We start from the raw sequence: 13,313 nt of genomic DNA on the forward strand, positions 1-13,313 counted from the left end.
CGACGACGCGCGGGCCCGCCCGGATCCTTCCGGGCGGGCCCGCGCCCGTCCCGGGTGTGGCCAGGAGCCTGTCAGGGGCGGGCAGTAGGCTGTGAGGGTCCCCGCCACGCGTCCGAAGGAGTCCGCGATGAGTCCGCGCCGCCCCAGCGTGCCCCGTGTCGACCCGACGACGGGCGCCCCGCGCCGGACCGCCGTCGCCGCCCCGGCGGCCCCGGCGACGGCCTCCCCGGAGGCGGACGCGCCCACGCCGACCCCTGCGGCCCCCACGCCGAACACCCCGCCGACGGGCGCCGAGGTCATCGACCTGCAGCGCGTCCAGGAGCGCCGCCAGGCCGGTCACCACGGACACCTGGACGGGCACCCGGACGCGGGCCGGGCTGACACGGCCCCCGCCGCCCCCGCATCCCCGTCGGCACCCCCGCGCCGGACGGCGTCGGCCCGCCCGGCCGGGCGTCGGACCCGGCCCGCCCCCCGCCGCGCCGCGTCCGCCGCCGCCACGGCCGCCCGCCGTCGGGCCCCGCTGCCGGAGCCGGTGCCGGCCCGGCAGATCACGGGCCGCTCGCTCATCGTCGTCGCCGTGCTGCTGCTGGCCGCCGTCCTGGTGGCCCCCACGCTGCGCGCGTTCCTGAACCAGCAGCTGGAGATCTCGGCCGCGCGCGAGGAGATCGCCACCATGCAGGCCCAGCGCGAGGACTACGAGCGGCGGATCCAGCTGTGGGACGACCCCGCCTACGTGACCCAACAGGCGCGCGAGCGTCTCGAGCTGGTCATGCCGGGGGAGACCCTGTACTCCGTGACGGGGCGGCCCTCCGAGACCGACACCGATACCGAGACCGAGGACACGCCCGCCGCCGGCGCGGACGAGACCGTCAACACCCGCCTGCCGTGGGCCGAGGGCCTGTGGGACTCGGCCGTCCGCGCCGGGCTCGAGTGAGCCCCGCGTCCCGCCCCCGCCCGCACCACCCCCGCACCCCGAGGACACCATGACCGTCAGCCCCCGCCCCGCCCAGGACCGCACCGTCACCGAGCAGGACCTGGACACCCTGTCCCGCCAGCTCGGCCGCCCGGTCCGGGACGTCGTGGAGATCGGTGCCCGCTGCGTGTGCGGCAACCCCCTCGTGGCCACCACCGCGCCGCGGCTCTCCAACGGCATCCCGTTCCCCACGACCTTCTACCTGACGCACCCCGTGCTGACGGCGGCGGTCTCGCGCGTGGAGGCGGACGGGGAGATGGCACGCATGAACGACCGCCTCGCCCAGGATCCCGCGCTCGCGGCCGCGCACCGCGCGGCGCACGAGGCCTACATCGCCGAGCGGGACCGGGTCGGGGCCGAGGCCGGCACGGGGCCCGTCCCGGAGATCGCCGGGGTCTCGGCCGGCGGCATGCCCGAGCGCGTGAAGTGCCTGCACGCCCTCGTGGGCCACGCGCTCGCGGCCGGGCCGGGGGTGAACCCGCTCGGTGACGAGGCGATCGCCCTGGTGGCCCCGTGGTGGACGCCCGAGGTCTGCGCGTGCGAGGGCGCGTGGGACGAGGCCGCGGCGGTGCCCACGAAGGACCTGTCCCGGCACGTGAGGCACCTCGAACGCGTCGCCGCGCTCAAGGAGGTCACGGTGGCCGGCGTGGACTGCGGCACGAACTCCATCCGCCTGCTGATCTCCCGGCCGGCCGGGACGGATGAGACCACCGGCGCCGTGGCCGACCCGACGGCGCCGCTGGCCGACGTCGTGCGCGAGATGCGCGTGGTGCGCCTGGGCGAGGGCGTGGACGCCACCGGCGCGTTCTCCGACGCCGCGCTGGAGCGCACCTTCGCGGCGGTGGACGAGTACGCCCGCCTGGTCCAGCGCCACCACGCCGGCCGGGTCCGGTTCGTGGCCACCTCCGCCAGCCGGGACGTCTCCAACCGGGCCGCGTTCGTCGACGGCGTCCGGGAGCGGCTCGGCGTCGAGCCGGAGGTCGTCTCGGGCGCAGAGGAGGCCGCCCTGTCCTTCACGGGCGCCGTCTCCGCCGTCGAGACCGCGGACCTGGGCCCGGAGGACCTCCTGCTCGTCGTGGACCTCGGCGGCGGCTCCACCGAGCTCGTCGTCGGCACGCCTGCGGGCGAGGTCGTGGGCGCGGTCAGCCTGGACATGGGCTGCGTGCGGTTCACCGAGCGTCATCTGCGCTCCGACCCCCCGACGTCGGACGAGGTCGCCGCGGCCCGCGCGGACGCACGCCGCCTCCTCGACGACGCCGCCGCCCGCCTGCCGCTGGAACGCGTGGCCCGCGTAGTCGGCGTGGCCGGCTCGGTGACCACCGTGACCGCCGAGGCCCTCGGGCTCAGCACGTACGAGCCCGAGGCCATCCACGGCGCGCGCCTGCCGATCGCGGAGTTCCGCGCGGCGGCGGAGGGCCTCGTGGCCGCGACCCGGGCCGAGCGCTCCGAGCGGGGGTTCATGCACCCGGGACGGGTGGACGTGATCGGCGCGGGCGCTCTGCTGTGGAGCACCGTCCTGGAGCGGGTGGCCGAGACCGCGGGCGTCACCGAGGCCTGGGCGAGCGAGCACGACATCCTGGACGGGATCGTGCTCTCGCTGCGGTCCTGATCACGGCGGCGGAAGATGGAGGGGCGGGGCCGGTGCGTGCGTAGACTGGCGGTATGTCTCTCACTCCTGAACTGTCTCCCAAGCCGCGCCTGCTGATCGTCGGCGGCGGCTACGCCGGTTTCCAGCTCGCGAAGGAGCTGCAGACCAAGGTCAAGGACCGCGGCGGCGTCGTGACCGTCGTGGACCCGCTGCCGTACATGACGTACCAGCCGTTCCTGCCCGAGGTCGTCGGCGGCCACATCGTGGGGCGCCACGTCGTCGTGGACCTCGCCACGCATCTCAAGGACGCCGAGGTGCTGCGCGGCACCGTCGTGAAGGTGGAGCACGCCCGCCGTGTCGCCACCGTGCGCGGCGAGGACGGCCACGAGTTCGAGCTGCCCTACCAGGACATCGCCATGACCGCCGGCGCCACCACCCGCGTCTTCCCGATCAAGGGCCTGGGCGAGCACGGCATCGGTCTGAAGACCGTGGAGGAGGCCGTGACGCTGCGCAACCAGATCCTGGAGCGCCTGGACGCCGCCTCCCTCATGGTGGACGCCGAGGCCCGTCGTCGCGCCCTGACCTTCGTGGTGGTCGGCGGCGGCTTCGCCGGCATCGAGACCGTGGGCGAGATGGAGCACCTCATCCGCACCGCCGTCGCCCGTAACCCGCGCCTGTCCCAGTCCGAGGTCCGCATCGTGCTCGTCGAGGCGATGGGCCGCATCATGCCCGAGGTCGGCGAGGACCAGGCCGTCGGCGTGGTGGAGCACCTGAAGGACCGCGGCATCGAGGTCCTGCTCAACACCTCGCTGGGCGACGCCACGGACGGGATCATGACCCTCGTGGACATGAAGGACAAGTCCGAGAAGGAGAAGTTCGGGGCCGACACCCTCGTGTGGACCGCGGGCGTGGCGGCCAACGCCGTCGCCAAGCAGACCGACTTCCCGGTCGAGGAGCGTGGCCGCATCGAGGTCACCCCCACCCTCCAGGTCAAGGACGGGGAGGACGGCGTGCTCGAGGGCGCCTGGGGCTGCGGCGACGTCTGCGCCGTCCCGGACCTGACCGGCGCGGGCCCCGGCGGGTTCTGCGTCCCGAACGCCCAGCACGCCGGCCGTCAGGCCAAGCAGCTGGCCGCCAACTACATGGCCGTCCGCCACGGCGAGGGCGAGGTGCAGGAGTACGTGCACAAGTCGCTCGGCGCCGTCGCCGGCCTGGGCTTCTTCAAGGGCGTCGGCAACCCGCTCGGCGTGAAGATCTCCGGCCCGGCCGCCTTCCTGGCGCACCGCGGCTACCACGCCTACGCGATGCCCACCCTGGACCGCCGCTTCCGGATCCTCTCCGGCTGGGTCGCCGAGACCCTGTTCGGCCGCGACTCCACCTCGGTGGCGGGCCTGGACACCCCGTTCAACCCGTTCCGCCGCGCCGCCGGCGTCGAGCTCGAGCCCGGCCGCTTCGAGCGGCAGCGGGCCCTCGAGTCCTCGAAGGGCTGATCCCGCAGCCAGCGGGCCGCCGGCCCCGTCCGAGCGCATCGGACGGGGCCGGCGTCGTCCGCACCCGGGCCCGCGTCCACGGGCCCGCCACGCCCCCGTGGCCCAACTGGCAGAGGCGGCCGACTTAAAATCGGCGTGTTGCGGGTTCGAGTCCCGCCGGGGGCACTCCCAGCTTCTGCGCCCACCGTGAACAGGGCACGGCCGCAGGCGGCTGCCGGGACCCCGGCCTCGCACACCCGGGGTCGATGCCGATAGACTTGAGCAGAACACCCGGAGCACGTGGACGGCTCACCGCAGGCGGCGTGTGTCCGGGCCGACACGACCCCAAGGAGCGAGCCGTGGCGAACCCGGTCATGAACTCTCAGAACTTCCAGCAGCAGATGCGCGGCGGCGGACAGCCGCAGCCGGGCTGGTACCAGGGCGGCGGCCAGCAGACCGCGCAGTCCCCGTACGGCCAGCAGCAGAGCCCCTACGGCCAGGCCCAGGCGTTCGGCGCCGGCCAGGCCGCCCAGCAGCACGCGCACCAGCAGTCCATGGAGGACGCGTTCCGCGCCCCCTCCGCCGGCCCGGGCGAGACCGGCCGGATGACGTTCAACGACATCGTCGGCAAGACGGGCCTGATGCTCGTGCTCGTCGTGGTGGCCGGCGCGGTGGGCTGGTTCTCGCCGGGCCTGATGATCATCGGCGCGATCGCCGGCCTCGTGCTGGGCCTGGTCAATGCGTTCAAGCGCGAGCCCTCGCCCGCGCTGATCATGGCCTACGCCGTGGCGCAGGGCCTGTTCCTCGGCGGCATCTCCGCCTTCTTCGAGGGCGCCTACCCGGGCATCGTGGTGCAGGCCGTGCTCGGCACCTTCTCGGTGTTCGCCGTGATGCTGGCGCTCTACACCTCGGGTAGGTTCCGCCCCACCCCGCGCATGACCAAGATCGTCATGGCCGCCATGATCGGCTACCTGGTCTTCATGCTCGTCAACCTGGTCCTGACCTGGACCGGCATCGGCAACATGCGCGAGGGCGGCCTCGGCCTGATCATCGGCGCGATCGCCGTGCTGCTCGCCGCCTACTCGCTGACACTGGACTTTGAGATGGCCGCCGTCGGCGTGAAGAACGGCGCCCCGCAGAAGTACTCCTGGACCGTGGCCTTCGGCCTGACCGTGACCCTGATCTGGCTGTACATCGAGATCCTGCGCATCGTCGCCATCCTGCGCGGCAAAGACTGACCCCGGCCCCGTCCCCGGACGGGAGCCCTCCCCGCCGCCCCGGCCCTCCACAGGGCCGGGGCGGCGCGCGTTGCGCGAGGGCGTACATTGAGGGGGTCCGTCGCCGTGACCGCAGGAGGAACCGTGACCGAGACCAGCGCCGCGCCCGAGTTCGGGGCGCCGCACGCCACCGGCGCCCAGCACCGCCTGCGCCGCGGGTCCGCGGAGGCCGTCGTCGTCGGCCTGGCCGGTGCCCTGCGCAGGTACCGCGTGGGCGGCGTGGACCTGACCGAGCCGTACGGCCAGGACGTGGTCCCGCCCGCCGCCAACGGCATCCAGATGAGCCCGTGGCCGAACCGCGTCGCCGGCGCCCGCTGGATCCTGGACGGCGTCGAGCAGCGCCTGGACGTCACCGAACCCGCGCGCGGCCACGCCAGCCACGGCCTGCTGCGCAACACCCACTTCGTCACCGAGACGTTTTCCGCCCACGCGGTGACCCTGCGCGGTGAGATCCACCCCCAGCACGGCTGGCCGTTCCGGCTCACCCACCGCGTCACGTACGAGCTCGAGGCGGACGGCGGCCTCACCGTCACCGCCGAGGTGCAGAACCACACGGACGCCACCGTGCCCGTGGCGGTCGGCGCCCACCCGTTCCTGCGCATCGGGGACGTCCCGACGGCGGAGCTGAGCCTGCGCGTGCCCGCGGACGCCTGGATCCGCACGGGGGAGGACCTCATCCCCGTGGAGACCCTGCCGGTGGACGGCACGGACCTGGACTTCCGCCGTGGCCGGGCCGTAGGCGAGGCCGCCCTGGACGTGTGCCTCACCGGCCTGACCCCGGACGCCGACGGCCGGCACCGCCAGACCCTGCTCGCCGCGGACGGCCGCGCCGTGACCCTGTGGTCCGACCACGCGTTCGCCTACACCCACGTCTTCGTCACGGACCGGCTGCCCGGCCGTGACACGGCGCTCGCGGTGGAGCCGCTCACCGCTCCCGCGGACGCCCTCAACTCGGGGGAGGGCCTGCACCGGCTCGCCCCGCACGCCCGCTGGAGCGCCCAGTGGGGCCTGACCCCCCATGTCCCCGACCACCCACACGAGGAGGATCGCGCGTGAGCTCGACCCTGGCGGCCCAGACCAAGATCAACAAGGACGTGCCCTACGGGCTGACGGTGGCCGCAGCCTGGTCCTGGCGGCTGGTGGTCGTGGTCATCGGCATCGGCGTCGTGGTGTACCTGCTGAGCTTCGTGAGCCTCGTGGTGATCCCGATCCTCGTGGCCGCGCTGCTGGCCACCCTGCTGGCCCCGGTGTTCCAGGCGATGCGGCGCATCCGGGTGCCGGGCGTCGCGGCCGCCCTGCTGTGCGTGCTGCTGCTGGTCGTCGTCGTGGTGGGCCTCGTGGGGCTCGCCAGTCAGCAGATCGTGCAGGGCTTCGCCGAACTGGGCGACCAGCTGGGCCAGGCCGTCGACGACGCGATCGCCTGGCTGGCCGGCGTGGGCGTGGAGATCCCCCGGTCCGGTGCCGAGCTGGAGGGCCTGTGGCAGACGCTGCGGGACAACTCCGCCACGTTCATGAACAGCGCCGTCTCGTTCGGCTCCACGGCCGTCAACATCGGTGCGGGCCTGTTCATCGCCCTGTTCTCCCTGATCTTCTTCCTCTACGACGGGGACCGCATCTGGCGCTTCCTCCTGATCTTCGTGCCGAAGGCGCACCGGGCCACCGTGGGCCGCGCGGGCCGCTCGGGCTGGCAGTCGCTCGGCTCCTACGTGCGGGTCCAGATCTTCGTGGCGTTCATCGACGCCGTCGGCATCGGCCTCGGCGCCCTGATCCTGGGCGTGCCGCTGGCCATCCCGCTGGCCGTGCTCGTGTTCCTGGCCTCGTTCATCCCGATGATCGGCGCCACCCTGACCGGCGGGATGGCGGTGCTCCTGGCGTTGATGTCCAACGGCCTGGTCAACGCACTGCTCATGCTGGGCGTGGTGCTGCTCGTGCAGCAGATCGAGTCGAACGTCCTGCAGCCGCTCGTGATGGGCAAGGCCGTCGCGCTGCACCCGCTGGCCGTGTTCCTGGCCGTCGCCGCCGGCTCCACCGTCCTCGGCCTGGCGGGCGCCGTGTTCGCCGTGCCGGTGCTGGCCTTCGTGAACAGCTTCGTCCGCGCCCTCACCGCCGACACCCCCGAGGAGCTCACGGAGCGGACGGACCACGCCCTCGAACCGGGCGGCGCGGAGGACGAGGCGGCCGGCTCCCACCGGTACCGCCCCTCGACGCACGAGGACGCCGCCCTCGCCTCCGAGGCCGACGCGGGCACCCGGCACGGGGACGACGCCTGATGGTCGCGGCGCAGGCCACGAACACCCCGGACCGGACCGTCCCGACGCCGTCGCCCCGGTGGGTGCGGCCCGCCGGCGGCGCACCGACCCCGGCGGAGCTGCCCGTCACCCTCGGGGAGATCGAGCGGGCGCGTGAGACGCTGCGCGGGATCGCCGAGCGCTCCCCGCTGCAGCACTCCCGGGCGCTCTCCCGGGCCGTGGGCACGGACGTGCACCTGAAGTGCGAGAACCTGCAGCGGGCCGGCTCGTTCAAGGTCCGCGGCGCCTACGTGCGGATGGCGCAGCTGAGCGAGGAGGAGCGCGGCCGCGGCGTCGTGGCCGCCTCGGCCGGCAACCACGCCCAGGGCGTCGCCCTCGCGGCCGCCAAGCTCGGCATCCGCGCCCGCATCTTCATGCCGCACGGCGTCGCCCTGCCCAAGCTGCAGGCCACCCGGGACCACGGCGCCGAGGTCGTCCTGCACGGCTCCACCGTGGACGAGTCCCTCGCCGAGGCGCAGCGGTGGGCCACGGAGACCGATGCCGTGTTCATCCCGCCGTTCGACGACCCGGCCGTGATCGCGGGCCAGGGCACCGTCGGCCTCGAGATCCTCGACGTGCTGCCGGACGTGGACACCGTGATCATGGGCATCGGCGGCGGGGGGCTCATCGCCGGCACGGCCGTGGCCCTCAAGGAGGCCGCCCGGCGTCGTGGGCGCACGGTGCGCGTCATCGGCGTGCAGGCGGCCACCGCCGCCGCGTTCCCCGGCTCCCTCGAGGAGGGCCGCGTCCAGGTGCTGGAGAGCGTGTCCACCATCGCGGACGGCATCGCCGTCGGCAGGCCCGGGGCCCTGCCGCTGCGGATCGCCGCCGAGCTGGTGGACGCCGTCGTGACCGTCACGGACGACGAGATCGCCGCGGCCCTCGTCCACCTCCTCGAGCGCTCCAAGCTCGTGGTGGAGCCGGCGGGCGCCGTCGGGGTGGCCGCCCTGCTGGCGGGCCGCACGGCGGACCTGGGCTTCGAGCTCGGCACCACCGCCGTGATCCTCTCCGGCGGGAACATCGATCCGATGCTCATGCTGAAGTCCATCCAGGCCGGACTGTCGGCGGCGGGGCGCTACATGACCGTGCGCATCCCGCTGCGGGACCGCCCGGGCGAGCTGGCCACGATCTCACGGATCATCGCGGACACGGACGCCAACGTGGTGCGCGTGGACCACACCCGCGTCGGCCCGGAGCTGTCCATGGGCGGCGTGCACATCACGATCGACATGGAGACCCGCGGCGCCGAGCACTCCGCCCAGGTCCTGGAGGCGCTGCGCGCGGCCGGCTACAGCCCGGCCCCGCTGCCCTGACCGGGCCGGCTCAGGCCACGGAGCCGGCGGCGGCCGCGGTGACGGTGCCACAGGTCCCGCCCACCGCGCGGCGCACGGCCTGGACCAGGAGGTCCTCGCGCGTCAGCGTCTCGATGCGGCGGACCATCTCGCGGCGGTCGTAGCGCTCGCGGACGCCCGGCAGCAGGCGTCGGGCCAGATTGAGGTGCTGCAGCACGCCGAGCAGGAGCACGTCCTCGTCGGAGGGCTCGGCCTCGTCCAGGACCACGGCGGTCAGGTGCGCGAGCAGCTCGGCGCGCTCGGTGCCGCGGGGGACGTGCCGGGTGGCCAGGAAGGCCTTGCGCTCGGTGAGGCGACCGGTCTCGGTCAGATGGGCGACGACGGCCTTGCGCAGATCCGGCTTCCCGGCCGCCAGGGTGGCCACGAGCGGCCGGCCGGCCAGGGCGTCGACCTCTCCGAGGGAGGAGTCCAGGACGGGGTCGCCGGTGGTGCCGGCCGCGGTCACGAGCACGCGGGCCCGGTCCACGGGGACGTCCTCGAGGGTCACGATCCCGGCGGAGCGGTGGTCGGCCAGCGCGGCGGCCGCGAGGGCCACGCGGTGGTGGGAGGGGCTCTCGGAGAGCCCGTCCTCGCGGGTGAGCAGCAGGTGCGCCTTCTCGACGGTCAGCATGGGGCCACAGTAGCAACGGGGGCGCGGTGGTGCCCGGGACGGACGACGGCCGCGGCCCCACGAGGGGACCGCGGCCGTCGTCGGGTCCGGGGAGGGTCAGCCGGAGTAGGGCTGGACGTCCTTGATCTCGACCTTGATGTCCTTGCCGTTCGGGGCGGTGTAGGAGACCTTGTCGCCCTGCTTGGCGCCGTTGATGGCCTCGCCGAGCGGGGAGCGCTCGGAGTAGACCTCGAGCGACTCGTCGTCCGCGGCGATCTCACGGTTGCCGAAGAGGAAGGTCATCTCGTCGCCGGCGACGACGGCGGTCACCACGGTGCCCGGGTGCACGGCGCCGTCGTTCTCGGCGGCCTCGCCGACGCGGGCGGTCTCGAGCAGGTGCTTCAGCTCGGCGATGCGGCCCTCGTTCTTGGACTGCTCCTCGCGGGCGGCGTGGTAGCCGCCGTTCTCCTTGAGGTCGCCCTCATCGCGGGCGGCCTCGATGCGCTCGATGATCTCCTGGCGGCCGGGGCCGGAGATGTGCTCGAGCTCCTTGGAGAGGCGGTCGTACGCCTCCTGGGTCAGCCACGGGGCGTCGGACTGGCTGGTGGTCATGCTCTGTTCCGCCTTTCTGTCTCGGGTGATGCGGAGTCCGGGGCGCGGCACACCGGGTCCGGCGCGCGATCCGCGTCCGGCGGACGCGCCCGCATGCGAAAGACCCCGCCGATCAGGAGGACGCGCGTGGCCCGAGGGCTCCGTGCGACGCCTGCCTGACTCACCGGCGGGGCGGGAATGCTCCGAGGAGTCTATCCGGGCGGTGTGCGTCACACCAAAGGCGGCCGCTACGCCGAGGGCGGAGCGCTCCGCGAGGGCTCAGACCTTGCGGCAGGTCTCGACGATGCCGGAGTCGCCCCGCACCACGGTGCGCACGTCCACGGTGTAGCGCTGCTGCGCGTCCGAGGGGGAGTCCCGCCGGTCGGCCGGCAGGGTCTCCAGGCGGACGGTGCGGAAGCCGACGGGGGCGGCGTGGGAGTCGGTGACGAGCACATCGCACTCGGCCTGCACGCCCTCCGGGACGGAGGCCTGGAAGGTGACGGTCGCGCGGCCGTCGTCTTCGATGGTGAAGCCGACGTCCTTGTACTCGATGGCGCCCACGGACATGTTCAGGCCGATCCACACGGACAGCAGCACGGCCACGACCAGCCCGAGTCCGCCGAGGCCCGCCCACAGCCGACGACGGCCCGGACGCGTGTGGTCCGTGCCGTACCGGTTGGCTAATGTAGGGTCCTGCGCGCGGACCGCGGGGGCGTGGTGAGACATCCCCTCCACCCTAGCCGCTGCCCGCCGCCGGAGGCCGATGAGGACGTCGGCCCCGACCCCTCACGCCGCCGCCCCCGCGGCGGCTCCCCTCCGGACAGGAGTGTGCGATCCCCGTGACCGATCAGACCCCCCAGGCCCAGCCCGCCGCAGGCACCGCCCTGCCGCCCTCCACCGGGCTGCGTCTCATGGCGGTGCACGCGCACCCCGACGACGAGTCCTCGAAGGGGGCCGGCACCATGGCCGCCTACGCGGCCGCCGGGGCCGAGGTCATGGTCGTCACGTGCACCGGCGGCGAGGCCGGCACCCTGCTCAACCCGTCGTTCGGGGACACCACCCGGGCCGACCGGGACATCGCGGCCGTGCGCCGCGAGGAGATGGCGGAGGCCGCGCGCATCCTCGGCATCCGGCACGCCTGGCTCGGCTTCCTCGACTCGGGCCTGCCCGAGGGGGATCCGCTGCCCGCCCTCCCGGCGAACTGCTTCGCCGAGATCCCGCTCCGGGATGCGGCGGCCCCGCTGATCTCGCTCGTGCGCCGGTTCCGCCCGCACGTGCTCATCTCCTACGACGAGGTCGGCGGCTACCCCCACCCGGACCACCTGCAGGCCCACGCCGTGACGATGGAGGCCTACCGGGCCGCCGGCCTCGCCGACGAGTACCCCGAGGCCGGGCCCGCCTGGGAGGTCTCGAAGGTCTACTACGACTGCGGCTTCAACCCGCGGAAGTTCCGCACGATGGCCGCGGTGGCCGAGGCCGACGGCGAGGACGTGCCGTTCGCCCGACGCCTGATGATGTTCGACGCGATGGACGCGATGCGCGAGGTGCTGCGCCGCCGCGAAGCCGGGGAGGACGTGCCCGACCCGGAGGTCATCCCGCCGTGGGTCACCGCGGACCACGACGTCACCACGCAGGTGGACGTCACCGGCTTCCTCGACGAGCGCGACGCCGCCCTGCGGGCGCATCGCACCCAGATCGACCCCGACGGCATGTTCTTCGACGCCCCCCATGATCTGCAGCGGCGCGCCTGGCCGTGGGAGGACTTCGCGCTGATCGACTCGCGCGTGCCCTCCGAGCTGCCGGAGCACGACCTCTTCGCCGGCCTGCGCTGAGCCGACCCGGCTCGGGCCGTGCAGCCGGGGCCGGTAGAGTGGGGCGGCGTGACACCCCTGTCTGGCCTTCCCCTCGTCCTCACCGCGCTCGCGGCCGCGAGCCCCGCGCCGGTGCCCGCCGTCCCGGAGCCGACGCTGCGCCCCGGGCTCGAGGAGGCGGAGGTCACCCCCGGCATCGAGGGGTTCCTGTTCACCGCGCTCATGGTGGTCATGGCGATCATCGTCCTCCGCGTCATGGTCCGCTCCGTGCGCCGCGTCCAGCAGCGCTCCCCGCAGGCCGAGGCCATGCTCGTGGAGCGCCATCAGCAGCACCTGCCGGACGAGGCGCGCGCGGGCGGCGAGCACCTGGACGCGGACTCCGAGGACCGGCTGCGCCGCCTGCAGGAGAAGTACCCCGGCTACCTCCAGGAGCCGGCCCCGGAGCCCCAGGCCCCGGACACCGGACGCGACTGACCGCCGTCGGGCCCGTGCACGCCCGAGATTCGGCGCCGGAGACTCCACGCCCGAACCCTTGAGGCCCGCAGACGCGCCGCTACGGCATGGACGTAGCGGCGCGTCTGCGGGCCTCGGCGCTGCCCGGCGGGGCGCAGACCCCCGTCCCTGCCGCGCTCAGGCGACGACGAGCACCGCCCGGTAGATGGCGACGGCGTGGCACACGAAGCCGGCCACCGTGAAGGCGTGGAACAGCTCGTGGAAGCCGAACCACTCGCGGTGGATCGTGGGGGCCTGCAGTGCGTAGAAGACCGCGCCCGTGATGTACGCGATGCCGCCGGCCACGATCAGCCACCCCGCCGCCGCATCCGCGGCGAAGAAGTCGCCCAGGTACAGCAGCGCCGCCAGCCCGAGCACCACGTACACCGGCGTGTAGAGCCAGCGCGGCGCGTCCGTCCACAGCACCCGGAACGCGACGCCGGCCACGGCCCCCACCCACACCAGGGTGAGCAGCACACGCGCCCGGTCCGGAGGCAGCAGGGCCAGGGAGAGCGGCGTGTAGGTGCCGGCGATGACCAGCATGATGTTCGTGTGGTCCAGCCGCTTGAGGACACGGGAGACCACCTCGTTCCACTGCACCAGGTGGTACGTCGCCGAGACCGCGAACAGCAGCAGGCCCGTCACGGCGTAGACCGCGCTGGCCCACCGCAGCGTTGCAGTCGGCGCGAGCACGATGAGCACGATGCCGGCCGCGAGCGTCAGCGGCGCCATGACCGCGTGGATCCAGCCGCGCAGTCGGGGCTTGTACAGCGGATGGTCGGGGTCGCGGACGCGCTCGATGCGCCAGCGCAGACGACGGGCGGAGTCGGTCTCGCGGTGGGGTGTCACAGGGTCCATGCCTCCATTGTCACCGGTCGGCCCG

At 74.0% G+C, this 13,313-nt stretch carries 13 protein-coding genes and 1 tRNA gene; 10 read left to right on the forward strand and 4 right to left on the reverse strand.

The features are described from left to right. Positions 1 to 127 precede the first annotated feature (127 nt). The 8 genes from MLUT_RS14045 (at position 128) to ilvA (ending at position 8,908) form a co-directional block, all read left to right on the forward strand. Positions 128 to 934: an FtsB family cell division protein gene (locus MLUT_RS14045; RefSeq protein WP_012750758.1), complete on the forward strand. Its 807-nt coding sequence runs from the start codon at positions 128 to 130 to the stop codon at positions 932 to 934. Between the two features lie 49 nt (positions 935 to 983). After that, positions 984 to 2,582 (forward strand): DUF501 domain-containing protein, encoded by a 1,599-nt coding sequence (locus MLUT_RS24180; protein WP_010079329.1) that lies wholly within the window; start codon positions 984 to 986, stop codon positions 2,580 to 2,582. Positions 2,583 to 2,635: 53 nt separating this feature from the next. Continuing rightward, on the forward strand, positions 2,636 to 4,051 hold the full coding sequence (locus MLUT_RS14055) for an NAD(P)/FAD-dependent oxidoreductase (RefSeq protein ID WP_010079328.1): 1,416 nt from the start codon (positions 2,636 to 2,638) through the stop codon (positions 4,049 to 4,051). A gap of 91 nt (positions 4,052 to 4,142) precedes the next feature. Beyond that, a tRNA-Leu gene (locus MLUT_RS14060) sits at positions 4,143 to 4,216 on the forward strand. Between the two features lie 173 nt (positions 4,217 to 4,389). Next, positions 4,390 to 5,268 carry a Bax inhibitor-1/YccA family protein gene (locus MLUT_RS14065; protein ID WP_010079327.1) on the forward strand — a complete coding sequence of 293 codons (879 nt, stop codon included), beginning with the start codon at positions 4,390 to 4,392 and terminating at the stop codon, positions 5,266 to 5,268. Between the two features lie 123 nt (positions 5,269 to 5,391). Beyond that, entirely contained in the window at positions 5,392 to 6,363 is a 972-nt protein-coding gene (locus MLUT_RS14070) for an aldose 1-epimerase family protein (RefSeq protein ID WP_010079326.1), read from the forward strand. Continuing rightward, positions 6,360 to 7,577 carry an AI-2E family transporter gene (locus MLUT_RS14075; protein ID WP_010079325.1) on the forward strand — a complete coding sequence of 406 codons (1,218 nt, stop codon included), beginning with the start codon at positions 6,360 to 6,362 and terminating at the stop codon, positions 7,575 to 7,577. The genes MLUT_RS14070 and MLUT_RS14075 overlap by 4 nt, the downstream gene beginning before the upstream one ends. Next, entirely contained in the window at positions 7,577 to 8,908 is a 1,332-nt protein-coding gene (gene ilvA, locus MLUT_RS14080) for a threonine ammonia-lyase (RefSeq protein ID WP_010079324.1), read from the forward strand. The genes MLUT_RS14075 and ilvA overlap by 1 nt, the downstream gene beginning before the upstream one ends. A gap of 10 nt (positions 8,909 to 8,918) precedes the next feature. Here ilvA and MLUT_RS14085 read toward each other — a convergent pair whose 3' ends face one another. The 3 genes from MLUT_RS14085 to MLUT_RS14095 form a co-directional block, all read right to left on the reverse strand. Next, positions 8,919 to 9,557 (reverse strand): GPP34 family phosphoprotein, encoded by a 639-nt coding sequence (locus MLUT_RS14085; protein WP_010079323.1) that lies wholly within the window; start codon positions 9,555 to 9,557, stop codon positions 8,919 to 8,921. A 96-nt stretch (positions 9,558 to 9,653) separates the two neighbouring features. After that, positions 9,654 to 10,148, reverse strand: coding sequence for a transcription elongation factor GreA (greA, locus tag MLUT_RS14090; RefSeq protein ID WP_010079322.1), 495 nt, complete (start codon positions 10,146 to 10,148; stop codon positions 9,654 to 9,656). Between the two features lie 258 nt (positions 10,149 to 10,406). Next, positions 10,407 to 10,853: a DUF4307 domain-containing protein gene (locus MLUT_RS14095; RefSeq protein WP_010079321.1), complete on the reverse strand. Its 447-nt coding sequence runs from the start codon at positions 10,851 to 10,853 to the stop codon at positions 10,407 to 10,409. Between the two features lie 113 nt (positions 10,854 to 10,966). Between MLUT_RS14095 and mca the strand changes: the two genes are divergently transcribed. Then, on the forward strand, positions 10,967 to 11,959 hold the full coding sequence (gene mca, locus MLUT_RS14100) for a mycothiol conjugate amidase Mca (protein ID WP_010079320.1): 993 nt from the start codon (positions 10,967 to 10,969) through the stop codon (positions 11,957 to 11,959). 48 nt (positions 11,960 to 12,007) lie between these two features. After that, the gene (locus tag MLUT_RS14105; protein WP_010079319.1) at positions 12,008 to 12,412 is read left to right on the forward strand and encodes a hypothetical protein; all 405 of its coding nucleotides are present in this window, start codon (positions 12,008 to 12,010) and stop codon (positions 12,410 to 12,412) included. A 156-nt stretch (positions 12,413 to 12,568) separates the two neighbouring features. Here the strand turns inward: MLUT_RS14105 and trhA are convergent, their stop codons facing one another. After that, the gene (gene trhA, locus MLUT_RS14110; protein ID WP_010079318.1) at positions 12,569 to 13,288 is read right to left on the reverse strand and encodes a PAQR family membrane homeostasis protein TrhA; all 720 of its coding nucleotides are present in this window, start codon (positions 13,286 to 13,288) and stop codon (positions 12,569 to 12,571) included. Positions 13,289 to 13,313 lie beyond the last annotated feature (25 nt).

This window comes from Micrococcus luteus NCTC 2665 (genome assembly GCF_000023205.1).
GTDB classification, from domain to species: domain Bacteria; phylum Actinomycetota; class Actinomycetes; order Actinomycetales; family Micrococcaceae; genus Micrococcus; species Micrococcus luteus.

Bases quoted from the DNA above. Each gene is read 5' to 3' on its own strand.
- MLUT_RS14045 (WP_012750758.1), top strand. From the start codon at position 128: ATGAGTCCGCGCCGCCCCAGCGTGCCCCGTGTCGACCCGACGACGGGC.
- MLUT_RS24180 (WP_010079329.1), top strand. From the start codon at position 984: ATGACCGTCAGCCCCCGCCCCGCCCAGGACCGCACCGTCACCGAGCAG.
- MLUT_RS14055 (WP_010079328.1), top strand. From the start codon at position 2,636: ATGTCTCTCACTCCTGAACTGTCTCCCAAGCCGCGCCTGCTGATCGTC.
- ilvA (WP_010079324.1), top strand. From the start codon at position 7,577: ATGGTCGCGGCGCAGGCCACGAACACCCCGGACCGGACCGTCCCGACG.
- MLUT_RS14085 (WP_010079323.1), bottom strand. From the start codon at position 9,557: ATGCTGACCGTCGAGAAGGCGCACCTGCTGCTCACCCGCGAGGACGGG.
- greA (WP_010079322.1), bottom strand. From the start codon at position 10,148: ATGACCACCAGCCAGTCCGACGCCCCGTGGCTGACCCAGGAGGCGTAC.
- MLUT_RS14095 (WP_010079321.1), bottom strand. From the start codon at position 10,853: ATGTCTCACCACGCCCCCGCGGTCCGCGCGCAGGACCCTACATTAGCC.
- trhA (WP_010079318.1), bottom strand. From the start codon at position 13,288: ATGGACCCTGTGACACCCCACCGCGAGACCGACTCCGCCCGTCGTCTG.